This is a genomic window from Pontivivens nitratireducens (assembly GCF_011290545.1).
In the GTDB taxonomy this organism is placed as follows: domain Bacteria; phylum Pseudomonadota; class Alphaproteobacteria; order Rhodobacterales; family Rhodobacteraceae; genus Pontivivens; species Pontivivens nitratireducens.
In genome coordinates, this window is record NZ_CP049811.1 from 2833812 (window position 1) to 2850631 (window position 16820).

General features: G+C 64.3%; 19 protein-coding genes. 6 read left to right on the forward strand and 13 right to left on the reverse strand.

Going from position 1 to position 16820, the window contains the following annotated elements:
• Nucleotides 1-21 precede the first annotated feature (21 nt).
• The 7 genes from pheT to pyk form a co-directional block, all read right to left on the reverse strand.
• Nucleotides 22-2436, reverse strand: a complete 2415-nt coding sequence (pheT, locus tag G8E03_RS13945) for a phenylalanine--tRNA ligase subunit beta (RefSeq protein WP_166193164.1) — start codon at nucleotides 2434-2436, stop codon at nucleotides 22-24.
• Nucleotides 2433-2567: a hypothetical protein gene (locus G8E03_RS17610; RefSeq protein ID WP_283811446.1), complete on the reverse strand. Its 135-nt coding sequence runs from the start codon at nucleotides 2565-2567 to the stop codon at nucleotides 2433-2435. Before G8E03_RS17610 ends, pheT begins: the two co-directional genes overlap by 4 nt.
• Nucleotides 2568-3641 (reverse strand): phenylalanine--tRNA ligase subunit alpha, encoded by a 1074-nt coding sequence (gene pheS / locus G8E03_RS13950; protein WP_166193167.1) that lies wholly within the window; start codon nucleotides 3639-3641, stop codon nucleotides 2568-2570.
• 177 nt (nucleotides 3642-3818) lie between these two features.
• Nucleotides 3819-4190 carry a 50S ribosomal protein L20 gene (gene rplT / locus G8E03_RS13955; RefSeq protein WP_166193170.1) on the reverse strand — a complete coding sequence of 124 codons (372 nt, stop codon included), beginning with the start codon at nucleotides 4188-4190 and terminating at the stop codon, nucleotides 3819-3821.
• Between the two features lie 15 nt (nucleotides 4191-4205).
• Nucleotides 4206-4406 carry a 50S ribosomal protein L35 gene (gene rpmI / locus G8E03_RS13960; protein ID WP_166193173.1) on the reverse strand — a complete coding sequence of 67 codons (201 nt, stop codon included), beginning with the start codon at nucleotides 4404-4406 and terminating at the stop codon, nucleotides 4206-4208.
• Nucleotides 4407-4541: 135 nt separating this feature from the next.
• Complete coding sequence (locus tag G8E03_RS13965) at nucleotides 4542-4769, reverse strand: hypothetical protein (RefSeq protein ID WP_166193176.1); 228 nt, start codon at nucleotides 4767-4769, stop codon at nucleotides 4542-4544.
• A complete protein-coding gene (pyk, locus tag G8E03_RS13970) occupies nucleotides 4766-6211 on the reverse strand; it encodes a pyruvate kinase (RefSeq protein WP_166193179.1) in 1446 nt (481 codons plus the stop codon). The genes G8E03_RS13965 and pyk overlap by 4 nt, the downstream gene beginning before the upstream one ends.
• 183 nt (nucleotides 6212-6394) lie before the next feature.
• Here pyk and G8E03_RS13975 point away from each other — a divergent pair, with 183 nt between their 5' ends.
• Together G8E03_RS13975 and G8E03_RS13980 are read left to right on the forward strand one after the other, a co-directional pair.
• Nucleotides 6395-7135, forward strand: a complete 741-nt coding sequence (locus tag G8E03_RS13975) for an N-formylglutamate amidohydrolase (RefSeq protein ID WP_166193182.1) — start codon at nucleotides 6395-6397, stop codon at nucleotides 7133-7135.
• Between the two features lie 65 nt (nucleotides 7136-7200).
• Nucleotides 7201-7497, forward strand: a complete 297-nt coding sequence (locus G8E03_RS13980; protein ID WP_166193185.1) for a DUF1244 domain-containing protein — start codon at nucleotides 7201-7203, stop codon at nucleotides 7495-7497.
• Between the two features lie 142 nt (nucleotides 7498-7639).
• Here G8E03_RS13980 and G8E03_RS13985 read toward each other — a convergent pair whose 3' ends face one another.
• The 4 genes from G8E03_RS13985 to mdoH all read right to left on the reverse strand — a co-directional run bounded on the left by G8E03_RS13985 (nucleotide 7640) and on the right by mdoH (nucleotide 12361).
• Nucleotides 7640-8494 (reverse strand): D-amino-acid transaminase, encoded by an 855-nt coding sequence (locus G8E03_RS13985; RefSeq protein ID WP_166193189.1) that lies wholly within the window; start codon nucleotides 8492-8494, stop codon nucleotides 7640-7642.
• A 2-nt stretch (nucleotides 8495-8496) separates the two neighbouring features.
• Entirely contained in the window at nucleotides 8497-9462 is a 966-nt protein-coding gene (dgcA, locus tag G8E03_RS13990; RefSeq protein ID WP_166193192.1) for an N-acetyl-D-Glu racemase DgcA, read from the reverse strand.
• Nucleotides 9459-10454, reverse strand: coding sequence for an N-acetyltransferase DgcN (gene dgcN / locus G8E03_RS13995; protein ID WP_166193195.1), 996 nt, complete (start codon nucleotides 10452-10454; stop codon nucleotides 9459-9461). The genes dgcA and dgcN overlap by 4 nt, the downstream gene beginning before the upstream one ends.
• A gap of 89 nt (nucleotides 10455-10543) precedes the next feature.
• A complete protein-coding gene (mdoH, locus tag G8E03_RS14000) occupies nucleotides 10544-12361 on the reverse strand; it encodes a glucans biosynthesis glucosyltransferase MdoH (RefSeq protein WP_166193198.1) in 1818 nt (605 codons plus the stop codon).
• Between the two features lie 38 nt (nucleotides 12362-12399).
• Here mdoH and G8E03_RS14005 point away from each other — a divergent pair, with 38 nt between their 5' ends.
• From G8E03_RS14005 to G8E03_RS14020, 4 genes are read left to right on the forward strand one after another with little or no spacing between them, the layout of a single operon-like run.
• Nucleotides 12400-13359: a zinc-dependent alcohol dehydrogenase gene (locus tag G8E03_RS14005; protein ID WP_166193201.1), complete on the forward strand. Its 960-nt coding sequence runs from the start codon at nucleotides 12400-12402 to the stop codon at nucleotides 13357-13359.
• A 12-nt stretch (nucleotides 13360-13371) separates the two neighbouring features.
• Nucleotides 13372-13764: a 6-pyruvoyl trahydropterin synthase family protein gene (locus G8E03_RS14010; protein ID WP_166193204.1), complete on the forward strand. Its 393-nt coding sequence runs from the start codon at nucleotides 13372-13374 to the stop codon at nucleotides 13762-13764.
• Nucleotides 13761-14783 carry a glycosyltransferase family 4 protein gene (locus G8E03_RS14015; RefSeq protein ID WP_166193207.1) on the forward strand — a complete coding sequence of 341 codons (1023 nt, stop codon included), beginning with the start codon at nucleotides 13761-13763 and terminating at the stop codon, nucleotides 14781-14783. Before G8E03_RS14010 ends, G8E03_RS14015 begins: the two co-directional genes overlap by 4 nt.
• Entirely contained in the window at nucleotides 14780-15556 is a 777-nt protein-coding gene (locus tag G8E03_RS14020; RefSeq protein ID WP_166193210.1) for a class I SAM-dependent methyltransferase, read from the forward strand. Before G8E03_RS14015 ends, G8E03_RS14020 begins: the two co-directional genes overlap by 4 nt.
• Here G8E03_RS14020 and G8E03_RS14025 read toward each other — a convergent pair.
• Together G8E03_RS14025 and G8E03_RS14030 are read right to left on the reverse strand one after the other, a co-directional pair.
• The gene (locus G8E03_RS14025) at nucleotides 15553-16104 is read right to left on the reverse strand and encodes a cytochrome b (RefSeq protein WP_166193213.1); all 552 of its coding nucleotides are present in this window, start codon (nucleotides 16102-16104) and stop codon (nucleotides 15553-15555) included. The two genes, G8E03_RS14020 and G8E03_RS14025, sit on opposite strands and share 4 nt — an antisense overlap.
• Nucleotides 16101-16820: a RibD family protein gene (locus G8E03_RS14030; RefSeq protein WP_240910369.1), complete on the reverse strand. Its 720-nt coding sequence runs from the start codon at nucleotides 16818-16820 to the stop codon at nucleotides 16101-16103. The genes G8E03_RS14025 and G8E03_RS14030 overlap by 4 nt, the downstream gene beginning before the upstream one ends.

Here is a 16820-nt window from a genome sequence, read left to right on the forward strand (position 1 = left end):
GGGTCTGAATGAGATGCGGGCCTAGCCGCGGAGGGTTCCGCCCGTCGCCTTGCCCACGGCGGCGATGACCTTGGCGCTGACGGCCTCGATCTCCTTGTCGGTCAGGGTCGCGTCGGTGGGTTGCAGGCGCACGGCGATGGCCACGGATTTGCGCCCCTCACCCATCTGCGCGGCGGCCTTTTCCCCGCCGAACACGTCGAAGACGCTGACATCGGCAATCAGCTTCTTGTCCGCACCCTTCGCTGCACGCACCAGCTTGTCCGCCTCGACGTCGGCGTCGACGACAAAGGCGAAATCGCGTTCCACTGGTTGCAGGTCTGCCAATACCAGCGCGGCGCGGGTGGAGGTTTTCTGCTTGGGGAACGGTACCTTGGCCGGGAACATTGTGAAGGCCACCGCCGCCCCCTTGATCCCCATCGCGGAGACGACGCGCGGGTGCAGTTCTCCGAACACCGCGAGAGGGTTCTTCGGCCCCAGACCCAGCACTGCGGACCGGCCGGGATGGAACCAGTCAGGCGCGTTGCGCAGGGGCATCAGGCGATCAACCGGCGCACCAAGCTCCGCCAGCAGTGCCTCCACATCCGCCTTCGCATCATAGAGGTCCACGGCCCGACGCGTGCCATGCGCGTTGCGCGGCGCGGTGTGCCCGGTCAGCAGGCCGGAGACGGAAAGCACCTCGTCCCCCGGCTCCCCCCCGTCAAAGGCGATGCCCGCCTCGAACAGGGCCAGATCGGCATAGCCCCGCGCCTGATTGCGCGCCGCAGCGGTCAGCAGGCCGGGCAGCAAGTCGGGGCGCATGTGGCTCATCTCGGAACTAATGGGGTTTTCAAGCCGGACGTCCTCACCGCCCCCGCCGAACAGCGCCGCGTGATCCTGCTGGATAAAGCTGTAGGTGACGCATTCGTTGTAGCCCAGGCTGGCAACCTTGCGCCGCGCGGCGATCAGGCGGGTTTGCATCGGCGTTTGCACCGGTTGCGCCACGCCGGGCGACAGGCGGGGCATCGGCTTGCCTTCGAGTTTGGTGAGAGAGGCGACACGGGCGACTTCCTCGACCAGATCGGCCTCACCATGCACGTCGGGGCGCCATGAGGGCACCGCCACCTCGACCGTGGTGCCGCTGTCCTTGCAGGCGAAGCCGAGAGCTTCGAGAATGCGGATTTGCTCGGTGCGCGCGATCTCCATCCCCACCAGGCTGACGACTCGTGTCGGATCCAGCGTATAGCTGCGCGCGGTATCGGGCACCGCGCCTGCCTGCACGATCTCCGAGGGCGTACCGCCGCAGATGTCGAGGATCAGCTTGGTCGCAAGCTCGATCCCGTCGCGGGTGAAGGCCGGATCGACGCCCCGCTCAAACCGGTAGCGCGCGTCGGAATTGATCTTGAGCGCGCGCCCGGTATGCGCTGTTCGCACCGGATCGAACCAAGCGGATTCGACGAAAACATCCGTCGTGTCCGCCGTGCAGCCGGTCACCTCACCGCCCATCACGCCGCCGATCCCCTCGGCCCCGGCATCGTCTGCGACGACGGTCATTTCGGGGGTCAGGGCATATTCCTTGCCATCAAGGGCGAGGATACTCTCCCCCTCCTTGCCGAAGCGTACGTGGATGTCGCCCGTCACCTTGCCAGCATCGAAGACGTGCAGCGGACGGGCGCGGTCATAGGTCACGTAGTTGGTGATATCGACGAGCGCCGAAATCGGACGCAGGCCGATGGCAATCAGGCGTTGCTGCATCCATTTGGGCGACGGTCCGTTCGTGACGCCCCGGATCATTCGCCCCGTGAACAACGGGCACGCGCCGCCCGCCACCTCATCGGTCAGCGAAACGCCAATGGGGCTGTCGAACGTGCCGTTGATCTGCGCCACCCCGGCGGGCTTGAGCGTGCCGATGCCGCGTGCGGCAAGGTCACGCGCCACGCCCCACACACCCAGCGCGTCGGGCCGGTTTGGAGTAATCGCGATCTCGATGGTCGGGTCGTTCATGCCGGCGAAGTCGATGTAGCGCTGACCAACCTCGGCTGTTTCGGGCAGCTCGATGATGCCGTCATGCTCGTCCGACAGTTCCAACTCCCGCTCGGACGCCATCATCCCGTGGCTTTCGACACCCCGGATCTTGCCAACCTGAATGGTGGTGTCGAGGCCGGGAATATAGTCGCCGGGTTGGGCCACCACGACCTTGATCCCCGCGCGGGCATTGGGCGCCCCGCAGATGATCTGCTGCTCACCCTTGTGAGTCTCGACCGTGCACACGCGCAGGCGATCGGCGTCGGGATGGCTCTCAGCCGCCTTGACGTAGCCGATGCGGAAGGTGCCGAGGCGATCGGCAGGATCGTCCACGCCCTCAACCTCCAACCCCAGATCGGTCAGCGCATCGAGGATTTCATCGAGGGACGCCTCGGTATCGAGGTGATCCTTCAGCCAGTTCAGGGTGAATTTCATAACTTTATCCCCAGCTTCTCAGCCGCTTCTTGTTTGACATAACTGACGGCAATGTCACGCATCATACCAAGGCTGTCGGACTCCTCTATTTCAAGGAGGAGACTACAGATCAGATCATCGTCACGTTTCATTCAAACCCCAGCCTGCACCATCGGGCGGTCCAGTGCGCTGAAGCCGTAGTGGCGCAGCCAGCGCAGGTCGCTGTCGAAGAAGGCGCGCAGGTCGGGGATGCCGTATTTCAGCATCGCCATCCGGTCGATGCCCATGCCGAAGGCGAAGCCCTGAAACTTCGTCGTGTCGATGCCGCCGGACTTCAGCACATGCGGGTGGACCATGCCGGAGCCGAGGACTTCGAGCCAGCTGTCGCCTTCGCCCACGCGGACCTGACCGTTTTCCCACGAACACTGGATATCGACCTCGGCCGAGGGTTCGGTGAACGGAAAGTGCGAGGCGCGAAACCGGGTGCGAACCTCACGTCCGAAGAAGGCGGAGAAGAATTCCTCCAGCGTCCATTTCAGATTCGCCATGGAGATGTCTTCGCCCAGGGCCAGCCCCTCGACCTGATGGAACATCGGCGTGTGGGTCTGGTCGTAATCGGCGCGATAGACGCGGCCCGGCGCGATGATGCGGCAGGGCGCGCTGTGCTTTTGCATGTGCCTAATCTGCACCGGGGAGGTGTGGGTGCGCAGGACGTGCGGCGGTCGGTCGTCGCCCTCGGCCCGTGCGGTGTAGAACGTGTCCATCTCCGCCCGCGCGGGGTGGTGAGACGGTATGTTGAGCGCGTCGAAATTGTACCAGTCCGTCTCGATCTGCGGACCCTCGGCCACGGAATAGCCCATGTCCGCGAAAATCGCCGTAACCTCCTCGGTCACTTGGCTGATCGGGTGGATCGAGCCCTGGCGCATCGGGCGCGGGCTGAGGCTGACATCCATCCATTCGGAGCGCAAACGCTCCTCCAGCGCGGCGTTGGCGAAGCTTTCCTTGCGGGCCGCCAGGGCGGAGGTTAGTTCGTTCTTGAGCGCGTTGAGCGCGGGACCGGCGGTCTGACGCTCCTCGGGCGACATCTTGCCCAGTTCGCGCATTTTCAGGCTGACCTCCCCCTTCTTGCCGATGGCGGCGACGCGCGCCTCCTCCAGCGCGGCTTCATCGGAGGCGTCGGCGATGCGGGTCAGCCAGCTTTGGCGCAAAGTGTCGAGATCGGTCATGTGGCCCTCAGTCTGAACGTGCGCCGGAGGTACCACATAGACGTCCGAATGCAAGCTCAGCCACGATTTCGACGTTGGAAGAGCGAGCAACGCAAAAGCGAGCAAAAAGGAACACCAAACGCAAAAGGCCCCGCTGCTTTCGCAACGGAGCCTTTCGTAATATCTGCGACTGCGGTTTTATGCAGCGGCGGGGATGGCCGCCTTGGCCTGATCCACGATCGCGTTGAACGCGTCGGGCTCATGCACTGCCAGATCGGCCAGAACCTTACGGTCCACTTCGATGCCCGCCAGGTTCAGACCGTTGATGAAGCGGCTGTAGGTCAGCGCCTCGTCATGGGCGCGAACGCCGGCGTTGATCCGCTGGATCCACAACGCGCGGAAGGACCGCTTGCGCGCCTTGCGGTCGCGGGTCGCATATTGTTGCGCCTTGTCGACCGCCTGGGTTGCGGTGCGGAAATTGGTGGAACGCGCGCCGTAATAACCTTTGGCCTTTTTCAGGACCTTCTTGTGGCGGGCGTGGGTAACGGTACCAGACTTGACTCGTGACATTTATGCGCCCTCCTATCAGCGGTTATACGGCATGTACGTCTTCACGATACCTTCATCCTGCTTGGACAGGATGGTGGTGCCGCGCGCGTTGCGGATGAATTTGCGGGTACGCTTGATCATGCCGTGACGCTTGCCTGCCTGGCCAGCTTTCACGCGACCGGAGGCGGTCATCTTGAAGCGCTTCTTCGCGCTCGACTTGGTCTTCATCTTGGGCATTTCGATCTCCTTTCGAAGAGGTCGTGATGATGCGACTCGGCAGCCCTTGTTCGCCGGGCGCATCGGGATTGAGCGGTTGCTATAGGGCCGCGGGGCGTGAAGTGCAAGCGGCGATGGCCTGCAGCCCCGCGCGCATCAGAAGATTTCAGCGGCCACCCGGATCAGCGCATGCATGACGGCGGTGAAACTGGCGGGCGCGGGTGTGGCCAGTTCGATATACAGGCCCATCCCAAGGGCGAGGCCGGACCATCCGGCGGCCCGGACCAATGTCCGCTGCCCACCGACCAGCGCCTCGACCGAACGGCCGATCATGCCCAGCGTCGCGAGGCCAAAGGCGAACAGCAGCCAGAGCAGACCAGTCATCCCTGCTCACCCTCATAGATTTCCTTCTCACGACAGGGCGCGACACGCAGGATGTTCGTCGTGCCCGGTGTGTTGAAGGGCACGCCCGCCGTTACGATGATCTTGTCGCTCTCATCCGCGAACCCCTCGCTGACCGCGGCACGCACGGCGGCGACGACGGCCAGTTTGAACCGGTCCACAGGTGAGGTGACGACACAGTGCAGCCCCCACACCAGGCTGAGCCGGCGTGCCGTGCCAATCAGCGGCGTCAGCGCGATGACGGGTACGCGCGGTTTTTCGCGGCTTGCCAGGATCGCCGTCGTGCCCGATTGGGTGAACGAACAGATCGCCTTGACCTCGATCGTTTCCGCGACTTCACGCGCGGCGGTGGTGATCGCATCGGCCATGCCGCGGCTGGCGCGGGTGCGGCTGGCTTCGATGATCTGGCGATAGACCTCGTCCTGCTCAACCTCGACCGCGACGTTGTTCATGGTCTGAACCGCCTCCACCGGGTAATCGCCGGCGGCCGATTCCGCAGACAGCATGACCGCGTCGGCCCCTTCGTAGATCGCGTGGGCCACGTCGGAAACTTCGGCGCGGGTCGGAACAGGGGCGGAGATCATGCTCTCCATCATCTGAGTGGCGACGATCACCGGCTTGCCCAGTTCGCGGCACTTTCGAATCAACTTCTTCTGGATCGGAGGAACAGCCTGAACCGGCAGTTCCACGCCCAGATCGCCGCGCGCGACCATGATACCGTCGCTTGCCTCCAGGATTTCATCGAATGCATGCACGGCGGCGGGCTTTTCGATCTTGGCGATCAGCGCCGCACGACCCTTGGCCAGGCTGCGGGCCTCCATCACATCCTCGGCCCGCTGGACGAAGCTCAACGCCAGCCAGTCCACGCCCAGCTCACAGACGAATTCAAGATCGGCGCGGTCCTTCTCGCTCAACGCGGCGAGGGGCAGAACCACGTCGGGCACGTTCACGCCCTTGCGGTTGGAGATCTCTCCGCCGACCTCGACCACGCAATCGGCGCTTTCGCTGTCGCATGATTTCACACGCAGGCGGATCTTTCCGTCGTTCACCAGAAGGGTGGACCCCTCCTGCAAAGCCTCGAAGATCTCACGGTGCGGCAGCTGCACGCGCGTCGCGTCGCCTGCGGCATCGTCCAGATCGAAACGGAAGGACTGCCCCTCCTCCAACTCCACCGGGCCATCGGCGAAGGTGCCGCAGCGCAGCTTGGGCCCCTGAAGGTCGGCCAGAATGCAGATGGGGCGGCCCATCTCATGCTCAATTTCACGGATCAGCTGGTGCCGCTCGGCGATTTCCTCATGACTGCCATGGCTCATGTTCAGGCGGAACACATCGGCACCTGTGACGAACAGGGCCTTTATCATGGCGCGGCTCGAGGATGCAGGGCCAAGGGTAGCCACGATTTTCACTCGGCGGTCGCGTTTCATATCGTATTCCTTTTGTCCGGAGCCGGAAGCTCAAAGCGGTTCGGTCGCCTCGGTCTTTACTGGTCCAAACCTGTCATGTCGCGCAAAAAGCAGGACATATCCTGTCTTTTTGAGGGCTGTACGACTGGAATAGCATCTCTCCCGGCGCTACACACCGAAAACAATCAGACCGGAGCGGCCCAGATGATCCTTGACAGCCACGAGATTCACCAAGGCGGCTCGAACGAACGGATCATCCTGACCTGCGATCATGCCTCAAACCGCGTGCCCGACGCCATCGGCGATATCGGGCTCAGCGAACAGGACATGGCACGGCACATCGCCTACGACGTGGGGGCGCGGGGCGTCACGCTCGCGCTGGCCGACACGCTGGGGGCCACGGCGATCCTGTCGCGGTTCAGCCGCATCGTGATCGACCCCAACAGGTCGGAGCGTGATCCGACACTTGTGCGCCGCATCTACGACCGCTCCGTCATCGAGGGGAATCGCCATGCCGATGCCGCAGAGGTCGCACGCCGGATCGAGGCCTATTTTCGCCCCTATCATGACGCCATCGACACCCACATCGCGCGAAGCCGCGCTGGGGGCATCACTCCGGCCATCGTCGCGATACACTCCTACACCCCGCAATTGATCGGGCGTCCGCCCCGCCCGTGGCATGTCGGCATCCTGTGGGATGAAATCGACGGGCGCATGGCTCTGCCGATCATCGCGGCCCTGCAGGCGGAGGGGTTCTGCGTGGGGAACAACGAACCGTATCCCGGTAAATATGGCGACGACAGTCAAGACCGACACGCGATGCAACAGGGGCTTCCCAATGTTCTGATCGAGATTCGCAACGATCTGATCGCGGATGAAGCCGGACAGAACGCCTGGGCAGCACGGCTTGCGCCGCATCTCGAACGGATCGTGTCGGGTCTGTAATCGGTCGGGCTACTGGAAATACGGGCCCGTGCCGCCCTACATCGAGAATGAAACGGAGGACTGACATGGACGACCGGACGCAAATCGAACTCGAAGCCGCCGCCTTTCGCCGCCTGCGCGATCATCTGCGCAGCCGCACCGACGTGCAGAACATCGACATGATGAACCTGACCGGGTTTTGTCGGAATTGCCTGAGCCGCTGGTATCAGGAGGAGGCCAACGCCCGAGGCATCGAGATGGACAAGACCGAGGGGCGCGAAATCGTTTATGGCATGCCCTATTCCGAATGGGTCGAGAAATATCAATCCGAAGCGACGGACGCGCAGAAGGCGGCCTTCGCCACTGCGCCAAAGGCGCATTGATAAGTACTGCCAAAGGCGCACTAAATAACACTGCCAAAGGCGGATTGATAAGCCCCGCCAAAGGCGCACGAATACCCACTGCCAATGCCTAAGAAGGTCATCGGCACAGCGCATCACTGCGCAGTGCCGCAGGCCTGTTCGCTCAGATCGCGGCGGCCCGCGCTTGGGCGACGTACAATTCCCGCAGGCGTTTCGCGATCGGGCCGGGCTTGCCATTGCCCAGCGTGACGCCGTCAACCTCGACCACCGGCATGACGAAGGAGGACGCGGCCGTCACGAAGGCCTCCTGCGCGTCGCGCGCCTCATCCGGCGTAAAGGCGCGTTCCTCCACCCGGATCTGCGCCTCCGCCGCCAGTTGCAGGACGGCGGCGCGGGTGATGCCGTGCAGGATCGAATTGCTGAGGTTGCGGGTGACGATGGCCCCGTCCTTGGTCACGATATAGGCGTTGTTGGATGTTCCCTCGGTGATGTGCCCATCCTCAACCATCCACGCGTCGTCGCATCCCAGCGCCTTCGCGGCCATCTTGCACAGTGACGGGGCGAGCAACTGCACCGTCTTGATGTCGCGCCGGCCCCAGCGAATGTCATCGACGAACGCGATTTTCAGACCCGTGGCCGCCGCCGGGGCATTCACCAGATCCCTGGCCTGCGTGAACAGCACCAGCGAGGGTTTCGTATCCTTGGGAAACGCGAAATCGCGATCCGCCGCGCCGCGCGTGACCTGGAGGTAGATCATCCCCTCAACCAGATCGTTATCGGCAATCAGGCGGCGGTGGATCGCCTCCATCTCCTCCTGCGAAACCGGCGTGTCCATCTGCAATTCGGACAGCGAGCGGCCCAGCCGGGTCATGTGACCGGGAAAGTCCACCAGCTTGCCATCCAGGACCGACGTCACCTCGTAGACCCCGTCCGCGAACAGGAACCCCCGGTCGAAAACCGAGATTTTGGCGTCTTCCTCGGGCACGAACTCCCCGTTGACGTAAACGATGCGCGACATGCTTATCCCCAAAGCTCGGGGCGTGGGGGCTGAACCTCCGCGCCGATGAAATCGAGCGGGGGATTGCGATCCTCCGCCAGCAGAAGCGGCCCGTCCAGATCGACGATCTCCGCGCCTTGGGCGACCAGAACCGCAGGTGCCATGGCGAGGGAGGATCCGACCATGCAGCCCACCATCACCTGAAACCCGGCGGTGCGCGCCGCGTCGTAGAGCGACAGCGCCTCGGTCAGACCGCCGGTCTTGTCCAGCTTGATGTTGACCATGTCGTATTTGCCCTTCAGCGCGTCCAGACTGCCGCGATCATGGCAGCTTTCGTCGGCGCAGACCGGCAGCAGCCGGTCGAGGTGCAGCAGCGCGTCATCCTCACCCGCCGGAAAGGGCTGTTCGACCAGTTCGACGCCCAGTGCGACCAGTTGCGGGGCCAGCGCCTCGTATTGCGCGGCGCTCCACCCCTCGTTCGCGTCCACGATGATGCGGGCGTCGGGCGCGCCCGCGCGGACGGCACGGATACGGGCGAGGTCATCCGGCCCGCCGCCAAGTTTGGTCTTGAGCAATGGGCGCGCGGCATGTTTCGCCGCACTCGCCCGCATCGCATCGGGTTCCGCGATCGACAGGGTAAAGGCGCTGGTCACGGCGTGCGGTGCGGGCAGGCCCGCAAGCTCCCACACCGGACGCCCGGTCTGCTTTGCCCACAAATCCCACAACGCGCAGTCCACGGCATTTCGCGCGGCCCCGGCGGGCAGTGCCGCCTGCAAGGCGTACCGTTCGATCCCGGGGTCCAGACCGTCGATCTGTGCCAGCACAGATGCAATCGTCTCCCCATAACGGGCGTAGGGGACGCATTCGCCGCGGCCCACGACACCGTCGCGCGCGACCTCCACCGTGACGACCTTTGCCTCGGTCCGTGATCCGCGCGAAATCGTAAAGACCTCGGCCAGACGGAAACTGTCCTCGCGCGCCCGGATCACGACAGCGCGTCCACCAGCCGGGTCGCCCCATGGCGGTACGGATCGACGGCGGGCAGGCCCATGCGCGCCTCGACCTCGGTGAGGTATTTCTCCGCCTCCGCGTCGGACAATGCGGCCGTGTTGATCGAGATTCCCACGACTTCACAAGCGGAATTGACCCGCCGTGCGAGGTGCAGCGCCGTGTCGCGCAGGTCTTCGAGTGTCGGCAGGTCGTAATCGGGCAGGCCGCGCATATGCGTCCGGGTCGGCTCGTGACACAGGATCAGGGCATCGGCCTGACCGCCATGCACCAATGCCATCGTCACACCGGAATAGGAGGCATGGAACAGGCTGCCCTGACCCTCGATCAGATCCCAGTGATCCGCATCGTTGTCGGGGGTCAGCCATTCGACCGCACCGGCCATGAAATCCGCGATCACCGCATCCAGCGGCACGCCGTCACCGGTGATGAGGATGCCCGTCTGCCCGGTGGCGCGGAACGTGCACTTCATGCCCCGTTCGCGCATCTCCGCATCCATGGCGAGGGCGGTGTACATCTTGCCCACCGAGCAATCCGTCCCGACGGCCAGGCACCGCTTGCCGGTCCGCTTCACGCCGCTGGCGATGGGGTATTTCACCGTCGGGATGCGCACGTCATGCAATGTGCGCCCATGCGCGCGCGCTGCCTCGACCAGGGCCGGTTCGTCGCGCAGCAGGTTGTGCAGCCCGGAGGCGATGTCCATGCCGGATGCCAGCGCCTCGATCAGCACGTCCTGCCAGAGGGGGGAGACGACACCCCCCCGGTTCGCGACGCCGATCACCAGCGTCTTGGCCCCCGCCTCGACCGCCTCTGCGATGGTCATGTCGGTCAATTTCATGTCCGCCTTGCACCCCTCCAGCCGGAACTGGCCGATCGCCATGTCCGGACGCCAGTCGCAGATGCCCTGCGCCACCTTCGCGGCCAGCGGGTCAGGCGCATCGCCCAGAAACAGAAGATATGGGGCGTCGATCATGGTGGCATCCTCGGCGTTAGATTCGTCTGACGCTAGGCCGTAGCCGAGGGGGCGGTCAAACAGGAAAACGCGCCAGACCGCTCAACAGATCACGCCGCACGCGGTGAAGGCACGGTTCGAGGCGGACTGCCCATTTGCGCGCCATGCAAAACCGGATTCGGCTGCACCTCATCAGGGGTCGCGCACAGGCCCCGGCGATACATCCAGCGCCCGGCCTCGGGCAAGGCGGTCAACAGCGCAAACGGAATCGCCAGCGCCAGCCCCGCCAGCACGGCGGCCGCCCAAGGCAGCGCCGCAGGTTCAAGCCACAGCAACAGTCCCCCCAGCACCGATCCCGCGACCGTTTGCGGCCAAAGCCCCGCCACCGCATCGCGCCACGGCAAGGCATAGGGATCGCGGTTCTGCCCACCCCAGATCACGGATCGCCCGAACGCCAGGCCGATCAGGAACAGTGTCACACGAAACGCCACAACCGGGGCCAACAGCATGGAAAAGACAGTTTCCGTCAGCGCCCCCAGCGCGAAGCGGACCCTACCGCCATAGCTGGCGACAGCGCCCGGTCGCAATGCCACGTCGATCCAGCCTGCGATCTTGGGGAACAGGCTCATCCCGATCATCACGAAGAACATGGACAGCCCAAAGGCCACATTCACCTGCTGATCCAGCCCGTGCATCAGTTTCAACGCCGCGGCCCCGGTTATCAGCATCCAGGCAGGCGCACCGAAATACATCATCATCGCCGCGAATATCTGAAACCTGCTCATCGGTTTCAGGCCGCGCCAGAACAGGATGCGCCCGTACTGCATGTTGCCCTGGCACCAGCGAAGGTCACGTTTCGTGAAATCGAGCAAGGTCGGCGGGTTTTCCTCCCAGCTTTCCCCCTCCACCGGCATGACACGACATTCGAAACCCCCGCGACGCATCAGCACGGCCTCGACCTGATCGTGGCTGAGGATATGCCCCCCCAGCGGACTGCCGCCCGGAAGCGTGGGCAAGCGGCAATGCTTGCGGAATGCATCGACACGGATCAATGCGTTGTGGCCCCAATACGGCCCGCAATCCGCATGCCACCACGCTGCGCCAAGCGTGAAGCTGCGCATCCCATGCCGCATTCCGAACTGAAAGATCCGCGCGAAGGCCGAGGTCGCAGGCGCGCCCACGACGAGGCTCTGCAAAATTCCGATCCGGGGATGTGCCTGTAGAATGCGCACCATGCGCACCATGGCCGCACCCGACATCAGGCTGTCGGTATCGAGCGGCAGGAAATAGTCATAGCGGCGTCCCCAGTGCCGCAGGAAATCGCGCAGATTGCCGGATTTGTACCCGATATTGTTCGTGCGCCGGCGATAGATCGCGGTCGGAGCGAGCAATCCCTGCGCCTTATCGAAGGCTTGGCGTTCCTGCTGCGCGATCTGCTCATCGTCAGTATCGGACAGGATATAGATATCGAAATGGCCACCCCACCCTGTCGCGTCCAGCGATCTGCGCATCTCGACCAACCGCGCGATGGAGGGTTCGGGCGGCTCGTTTCGCAAGAACATCGTCAGGGCAGTGCGGGTGCTGATCGGCGCCGTGGCATCAGCATCGACCATCTGGGGGGCCGCGCGTTCCAGCCCATCGCGAACCCCGTGCATCAGCCAAAGTCCGATCACCGCGTTCCAGAACCCCATGATGGTCCACGGCGCGCCGATACAAACGCATACGACGATCACGATATCCGTGACGTTCCAGCCCCCGACGCCGAAAACCACAACCAGCCCCGCCAGAACCGCCAGCATCGACACCAAATTCAGTGCGAAGACGATCCGGCGGCGACGCGTGACGATGCGCCGATCCTGAAGACCCGCAGGCGTGCGCACATGCGCGAGACCGGCATCTGCCTCCATCGGGTGGACGTGTTCGATCATGAGGTTACTCTTTGCATCGGTCGGAACGGGGACAAGACATGCGCGCGCAGGCGATCTGGTACACGGGACAAGGCAGCGGCGTCGAGATCCGCGAGGGTGCTCTGGGCACCGGTGAGTTGCTGTTGCAGACAGTCGCGTCCGGCCTGTCGCGCGGCACGGAGCGGATCGTCGCCGCCGGTCTGGTTCCACGCTCGGAATGGCAGCGGATGGCCCTGCCCAATCAGGAGGGGGATTTCGCCCTGCCGATCAAATACGGATATGCCTGCGTCGCCCGTGTGATCGAGGGACCGCCCGACATCCGGGATCGCAATGTGTACACGATGCATCCGCATCAGACCTTCTTTCGTGCCAACCGCAACGCGGTGCATGTGTTGCCGCCGGACCTGCCCGTCAGGCGCGCGACCCTCGCCGCGAATATGGAAACCGCGCTGAACGCGATCTGGGATGCCGAACTGCCCCCCGGTGCCCGCGTCGCCGTGATCGGGGGCGGTCTGGTCGGTTGTCTGGTGGCTTATCTGGCGCGCAATGTCGCAAAAGCGAATGTTACGTTGGTGGATAGGATAGGAGCCCGCGCAAAAACGGCGAGTGAACTTCGCGTGAGTTTCACCACCCGCGCGGAAACATTGTCCGATTGCCACACGGTATTTCATACCTCGGCAAGCGAATCCGGGTTGAGCGCGGCAATCCATGCGCTGGCTTTCGAAGGTCAGGTGATCGAGATGAGCTGGTACGGCGACCGGCAGATCTCGGTCCCCCTTGGCGGGGCATTCCACGCGCAACGCCTGTCGATCCGCTGTTCGCAAGTCGGCCATGTCGCGCGTTCGCACCGATCCACGACCAGCTACGCCGACAGGATTCGCACCGCGATAGGATTGCTTGACGACACGGCCCTCGACGTGTTGCTGACCCACGAGGTCGCGTTTGAAAATGCCGAGCGTGACATCCCCCCCCGGATCGCCCCGGATGCCGACGGCATCGCGACCGCGATCATGTATTGAAAGGATATTCGGATGTTTGCAGTGGAGGTTCGCGATCACATCATGATCGCCCACAGCCTGAAGGGCGACGTATTCGGCCCGGCTCAGGCGATGCACGGCGCGACCTTTGTCGTGGACGTGACGTTCTTCCGCGAAACCCTGTCCGAGGATAACATCGTCGTGGACATGGGCCGTGCGCACGATGTGCTCAAGGCGGTCCTGTCGCCATTGAACTACAGCAATCTGGACGAGGTTTTCCCCGGCAAGGTCACGACCACGGAATTCCTATGTCACCACATCCACGGCGAAATCGCGCAGGCGGCAGCGCGCGGTGCGCTTGGCCCTGGCGCGGATGGGTTGAGCGCCCTGCGCATCACCCTGAACGAGAGCCATGTGGCAAAGGCCTGGTACGAGGCCGCCCTTTGACAGGCACCTTCGCGATCCCCGGCGACCTGAACACGACCAGCGGCGGCTACGCCTATGATCGTGCGGTGCTGCGTGAACTGCCGGACCTGACGCATCTGGCGCTGCCGGGCGGGTTTCCGTTCCCCTCGGACGGGGATGTGGCACGCAGTCTCGATCTGCTGAAGGGCGCGCACGGCCCGCTTCTGATCGACGGGCTGGCCTTCGGCGCGTTCCCGCAGGAAGCGCTGAGCGCCTTGCCAAACCCGATCGTTGCATTGTGTCACCATCCCCTCGCGTTGGAGACGGGGATCGCGCCCGAAACGGCGAAACAGCTCATGAGCAGCGAGCGCGCCGCCCTGCAACGCGCCGCAGCGGTGATCGTGACCAGCACGACGACGGCCCGGACCTTGCACGATCTGTACAATGTGGACGAAAACCGCATTCACGTGGCCGAGCCGGGATTGGATCCTGCCCCTGTCGCCCCACGCACGGGAACGCCGCCCGTCATTCTGACCGTCGCCTCCCTGACCCCGCGCAAGGGGCACGACGTGCTGATCGAGGCGCTCACCTCGATCCGCGATCTTCCGTGGCGGGCCATCTGGGCAGGGCCGAAACCTGACGCGGAATGGTTCGACACTTTGCAGACATTGATCGCGGAGACCGGCTTGCACGACCGGATCGAACAGATCGGCCCCATCTCACAGCAAGCGTTGACCGATTTGCGCAGCCAGGCGGACCTGTTCTGCCTGCCCTCCCACTACGAGGGTTACGGCATGGCCTTTACCGAGGCGATGCTGAGCGGCCTGCCCATCGTCGGATGCGCGGGCGGCGCGGTCAGCGACGTGGTTCCCGGCACGGCCGGGCTGCTGACCGAACCGGGGGATGCACGCGCGCTGGCACGCTCACTGCGGGCGGTGCTGACCGACGGGCAACTGGCCGAACGGCTGGCCAGCGGGGGGCGGGCCCACGCGTTGTCCCTGCCCGGCTGGCCGGATACGGCGGGCGTGATCCGCGATGTTCTGAACCGGGTGGCGACATGAGCTTTTCCATCGATTGGCTGAACTTGCGCGAACCCGCCGACAGCCGCGCCCGCGACAGCGCCCTTATCGCCAGACTGACCGATTGGGCCGCCGGACGCCCCGTCCGCGTTCTCGATCTGGGCAGCGGCACCGGGTCGAGCTATCGCGCACTGGCACCCGCGCTGGGGGGCCATTGGACCCTGACGGATATCGACACCGCCCTGCTGGCGGAGGCCCGCCACCGCCATGGTGATGCGCCGACCTTCGCCGCGACACGCCATCTCGATCTGGTTCGGGATCTGGAGGCGGTGATCAGCGAGGTTCGACCCGATATCATCTGCGGCTCCGCGCTGATCGATCTTGCCTCCTCGACATGGCTCGACCGATTGGCCGGTGCCCTGCCACGCGGAACGGCGCTCTACATGGCGCTCAGCTATGACGGGGTGGAGGTCTGGACGCCGAACCCACCGCACGAGGGCGTGGCGCACGCCGCCTTTCTGGATCATCAGCGCACGGACAAGGGGTTCGGCCCCGCCATGGGCCCGGACGCCGCGCGATACCTGGCAGAAAAGCTGGCTGGCGAGACGCACCGCGTCTGGCTGGGCGACAGCCCGTGGATACTGGATGGTACGGAACGCGACCTGATCTCAGCCCTCGCCGCCGGATCCACCGAGGCTGTCGCGCAGAGTGGCGCTTTGACCGACGCGCAGCTAGGGGACTGGGCCGCCCACCGGGCCGCGGCGGATCATGTGCGCATCGGTCATACCGATCTGCTGGCCCTACCGCGCGACTAACCCAGCATCCGCCGCAGCAAGCCGTCCTTCTTGACGAACCCGTGATAGAGCGCCGCCCCGATATGGGCGATCAGCAGCACGATCACGATCTTGGCCGCCAGTTCGTGCAACTCGAAGGCATTCTCCGCCAGCGGGCGGTTTTGCGCCACGATGGGCGGCACCTGAAACAAGCCGTAAAACGGCAAAGGCGCGCGATACGCGCTGACCCCGACCCATCCCAGAACCGGCATGATAACCAGCAGCGCATAGAGCAGACCGTGAACGGCGCCCGACCCTGCTTTCTCCGCCTTGGTCAGAGGGGTGCGATATGGTGGTTTGGGTTGAAGAAATGCCAGCACGATGCGGATCACCATCAGGCACAGGATGAGGATCCCGGTGCTTTTGTGCAGATCGTACATCACATCGAACGATCCGGTTCCCAGAATGCCCTCGATAACGGGCTTGTTGTCGAAATCGGTAAAGATCATCCCATAGGGCAACATCAGCAGGACCAGAACCGCGATGATCCAGTGCAGGGCGCGGCGTGCGGCCGGGTAGGTGTAGGTCATTCGTCCCTCTCCCAATTCTGGCGCAGATCGCAGGTGAACAGGACATCCCCGTCATCGAAGACGTGAACCCCGGTTTGCGGTCTGCGGGCCTCCTTCAGGCTTTCGACAGGCTTCAGCGCCAGACCGGCCTTGCCCGAACCCAGGATCATCGGAGCCATGAGAATATGAAGCAGATCAACCACGTCCGCGTCAAGGAATCGTGCAAGCGTGTCCGCCCCGCCCTCCACCAGCAGACGCTGCAATCCCATCGCGGACAGGGCCGCGACGATGGCACCCGGGGGCAACTGGCCGTCACGCGGATCAATGCGGATCGGGGTCGCCCCGTCGGGAACGGCGACGCCCGGACTGGTCACGACGAATACCGGCGCCTGCCCATCACCGAACAGCCGCAGGTCGGCGGATGCGCGGCCCTTGGGGTCAATCACCACCCGCGCGGGATGCGTTCCATCGACCCGACGGACCGTCAGTTGCGGATCGTCCGCCATCGCGGTGCCGACCCCGACCAGCACGGCATCGACCTGCGCGCGCAATCTGTGCAGATGGTCCAGCGCCGCGCTGCCGTTGATGTATTTCGAGGCCCCCGTGACCGTCGCAATGCGACCGTCCAGCGTCTGGCCCAGTTGCGCGATCACCACTGGCCCCGTCTCACATCGACGTGGCAGCAGCGGTGTGACGGGCTTGGTGGAGATATCCATGGCGTTCCTCTGTTTCGCCAT

Excerpts from the sequence above, each read along its gene's own strand:
- G8E03_RS14025 (WP_166193213.1), bottom strand. The coding sequence starts at position 16,104 with ATGACCTACACCTACCCGGCCGCACGCCGCGCCCTGCACTGGATCATC.
- G8E03_RS14010 (WP_166193204.1), top strand. The coding sequence starts at position 13,372 with ATGTTTGCAGTGGAGGTTCGCGATCACATCATGATCGCCCACAGCCTG.
- rpmI (WP_166193173.1), bottom strand. The coding sequence starts at position 4,406 with ATGCCCAAGATGAAGACCAAGTCGAGCGCGAAGAAGCGCTTCAAGATG.
- G8E03_RS13975 (WP_166193182.1), top strand. The coding sequence starts at position 6,395 with ATGATCCTTGACAGCCACGAGATTCACCAAGGCGGCTCGAACGAACGG.
- pheT (WP_166193164.1), bottom strand. The coding sequence starts at position 2,436 with ATGAAATTCACCCTGAACTGGCTGAAGGATCACCTCGATACCGAGGCG.
- G8E03_RS14020 (WP_166193210.1), top strand. The coding sequence starts at position 14,780 with ATGAGCTTTTCCATCGATTGGCTGAACTTGCGCGAACCCGCCGACAGC.
- G8E03_RS13985 (WP_166193189.1), bottom strand. The coding sequence starts at position 8,494 with ATGTCGCGCATCGTTTACGTCAACGGGGAGTTCGTGCCCGAGGAAGAC.
- mdoH (WP_166193198.1), bottom strand. The coding sequence starts at position 12,361 with ATGATCGAACACGTCCACCCGATGGAGGCAGATGCCGGTCTCGCGCAT.
- G8E03_RS14005 (WP_166193201.1), top strand. The coding sequence starts at position 12,400 with ATGCGCGCGCAGGCGATCTGGTACACGGGACAAGGCAGCGGCGTCGAG.
- G8E03_RS17610 (WP_283811446.1), bottom strand. The coding sequence starts at position 2,567 with ATGAAACGTGACGATGATCTGATCTGTAGTCTCCTCCTTGAAATAGAG.
- pheS (WP_166193167.1), bottom strand. The coding sequence starts at position 3,641 with ATGACCGATCTCGACACTTTGCGCCAAAGCTGGCTGACCCGCATCGCC.
- rplT (WP_166193170.1), bottom strand. The coding sequence starts at position 4,190 with ATGTCACGAGTCAAGTCTGGTACCGTTACCCACGCCCGCCACAAGAAG.
- G8E03_RS13965 (WP_166193176.1), bottom strand. The coding sequence starts at position 4,769 with ATGACTGGTCTGCTCTGGCTGCTGTTCGCCTTTGGCCTCGCGACGCTG.
- dgcN (WP_166193195.1), bottom strand. The coding sequence starts at position 10,454 with ATGATCGACGCCCCATATCTTCTGTTTCTGGGCGATGCGCCTGACCCG.
- pyk (WP_166193179.1), bottom strand. The coding sequence starts at position 6,211 with ATGAAACGCGACCGCCGAGTGAAAATCGTGGCTACCCTTGGCCCTGCA.
- G8E03_RS13980 (WP_166193185.1), top strand. The coding sequence starts at position 7,201 with ATGGACGACCGGACGCAAATCGAACTCGAAGCCGCCGCCTTTCGCCGC.
- G8E03_RS14030 (WP_240910369.1), bottom strand. The coding sequence starts at position 16,820 with ATGGCGAAACAGAGGAACGCCATGGATATCTCCACCAAGCCCGTCACA.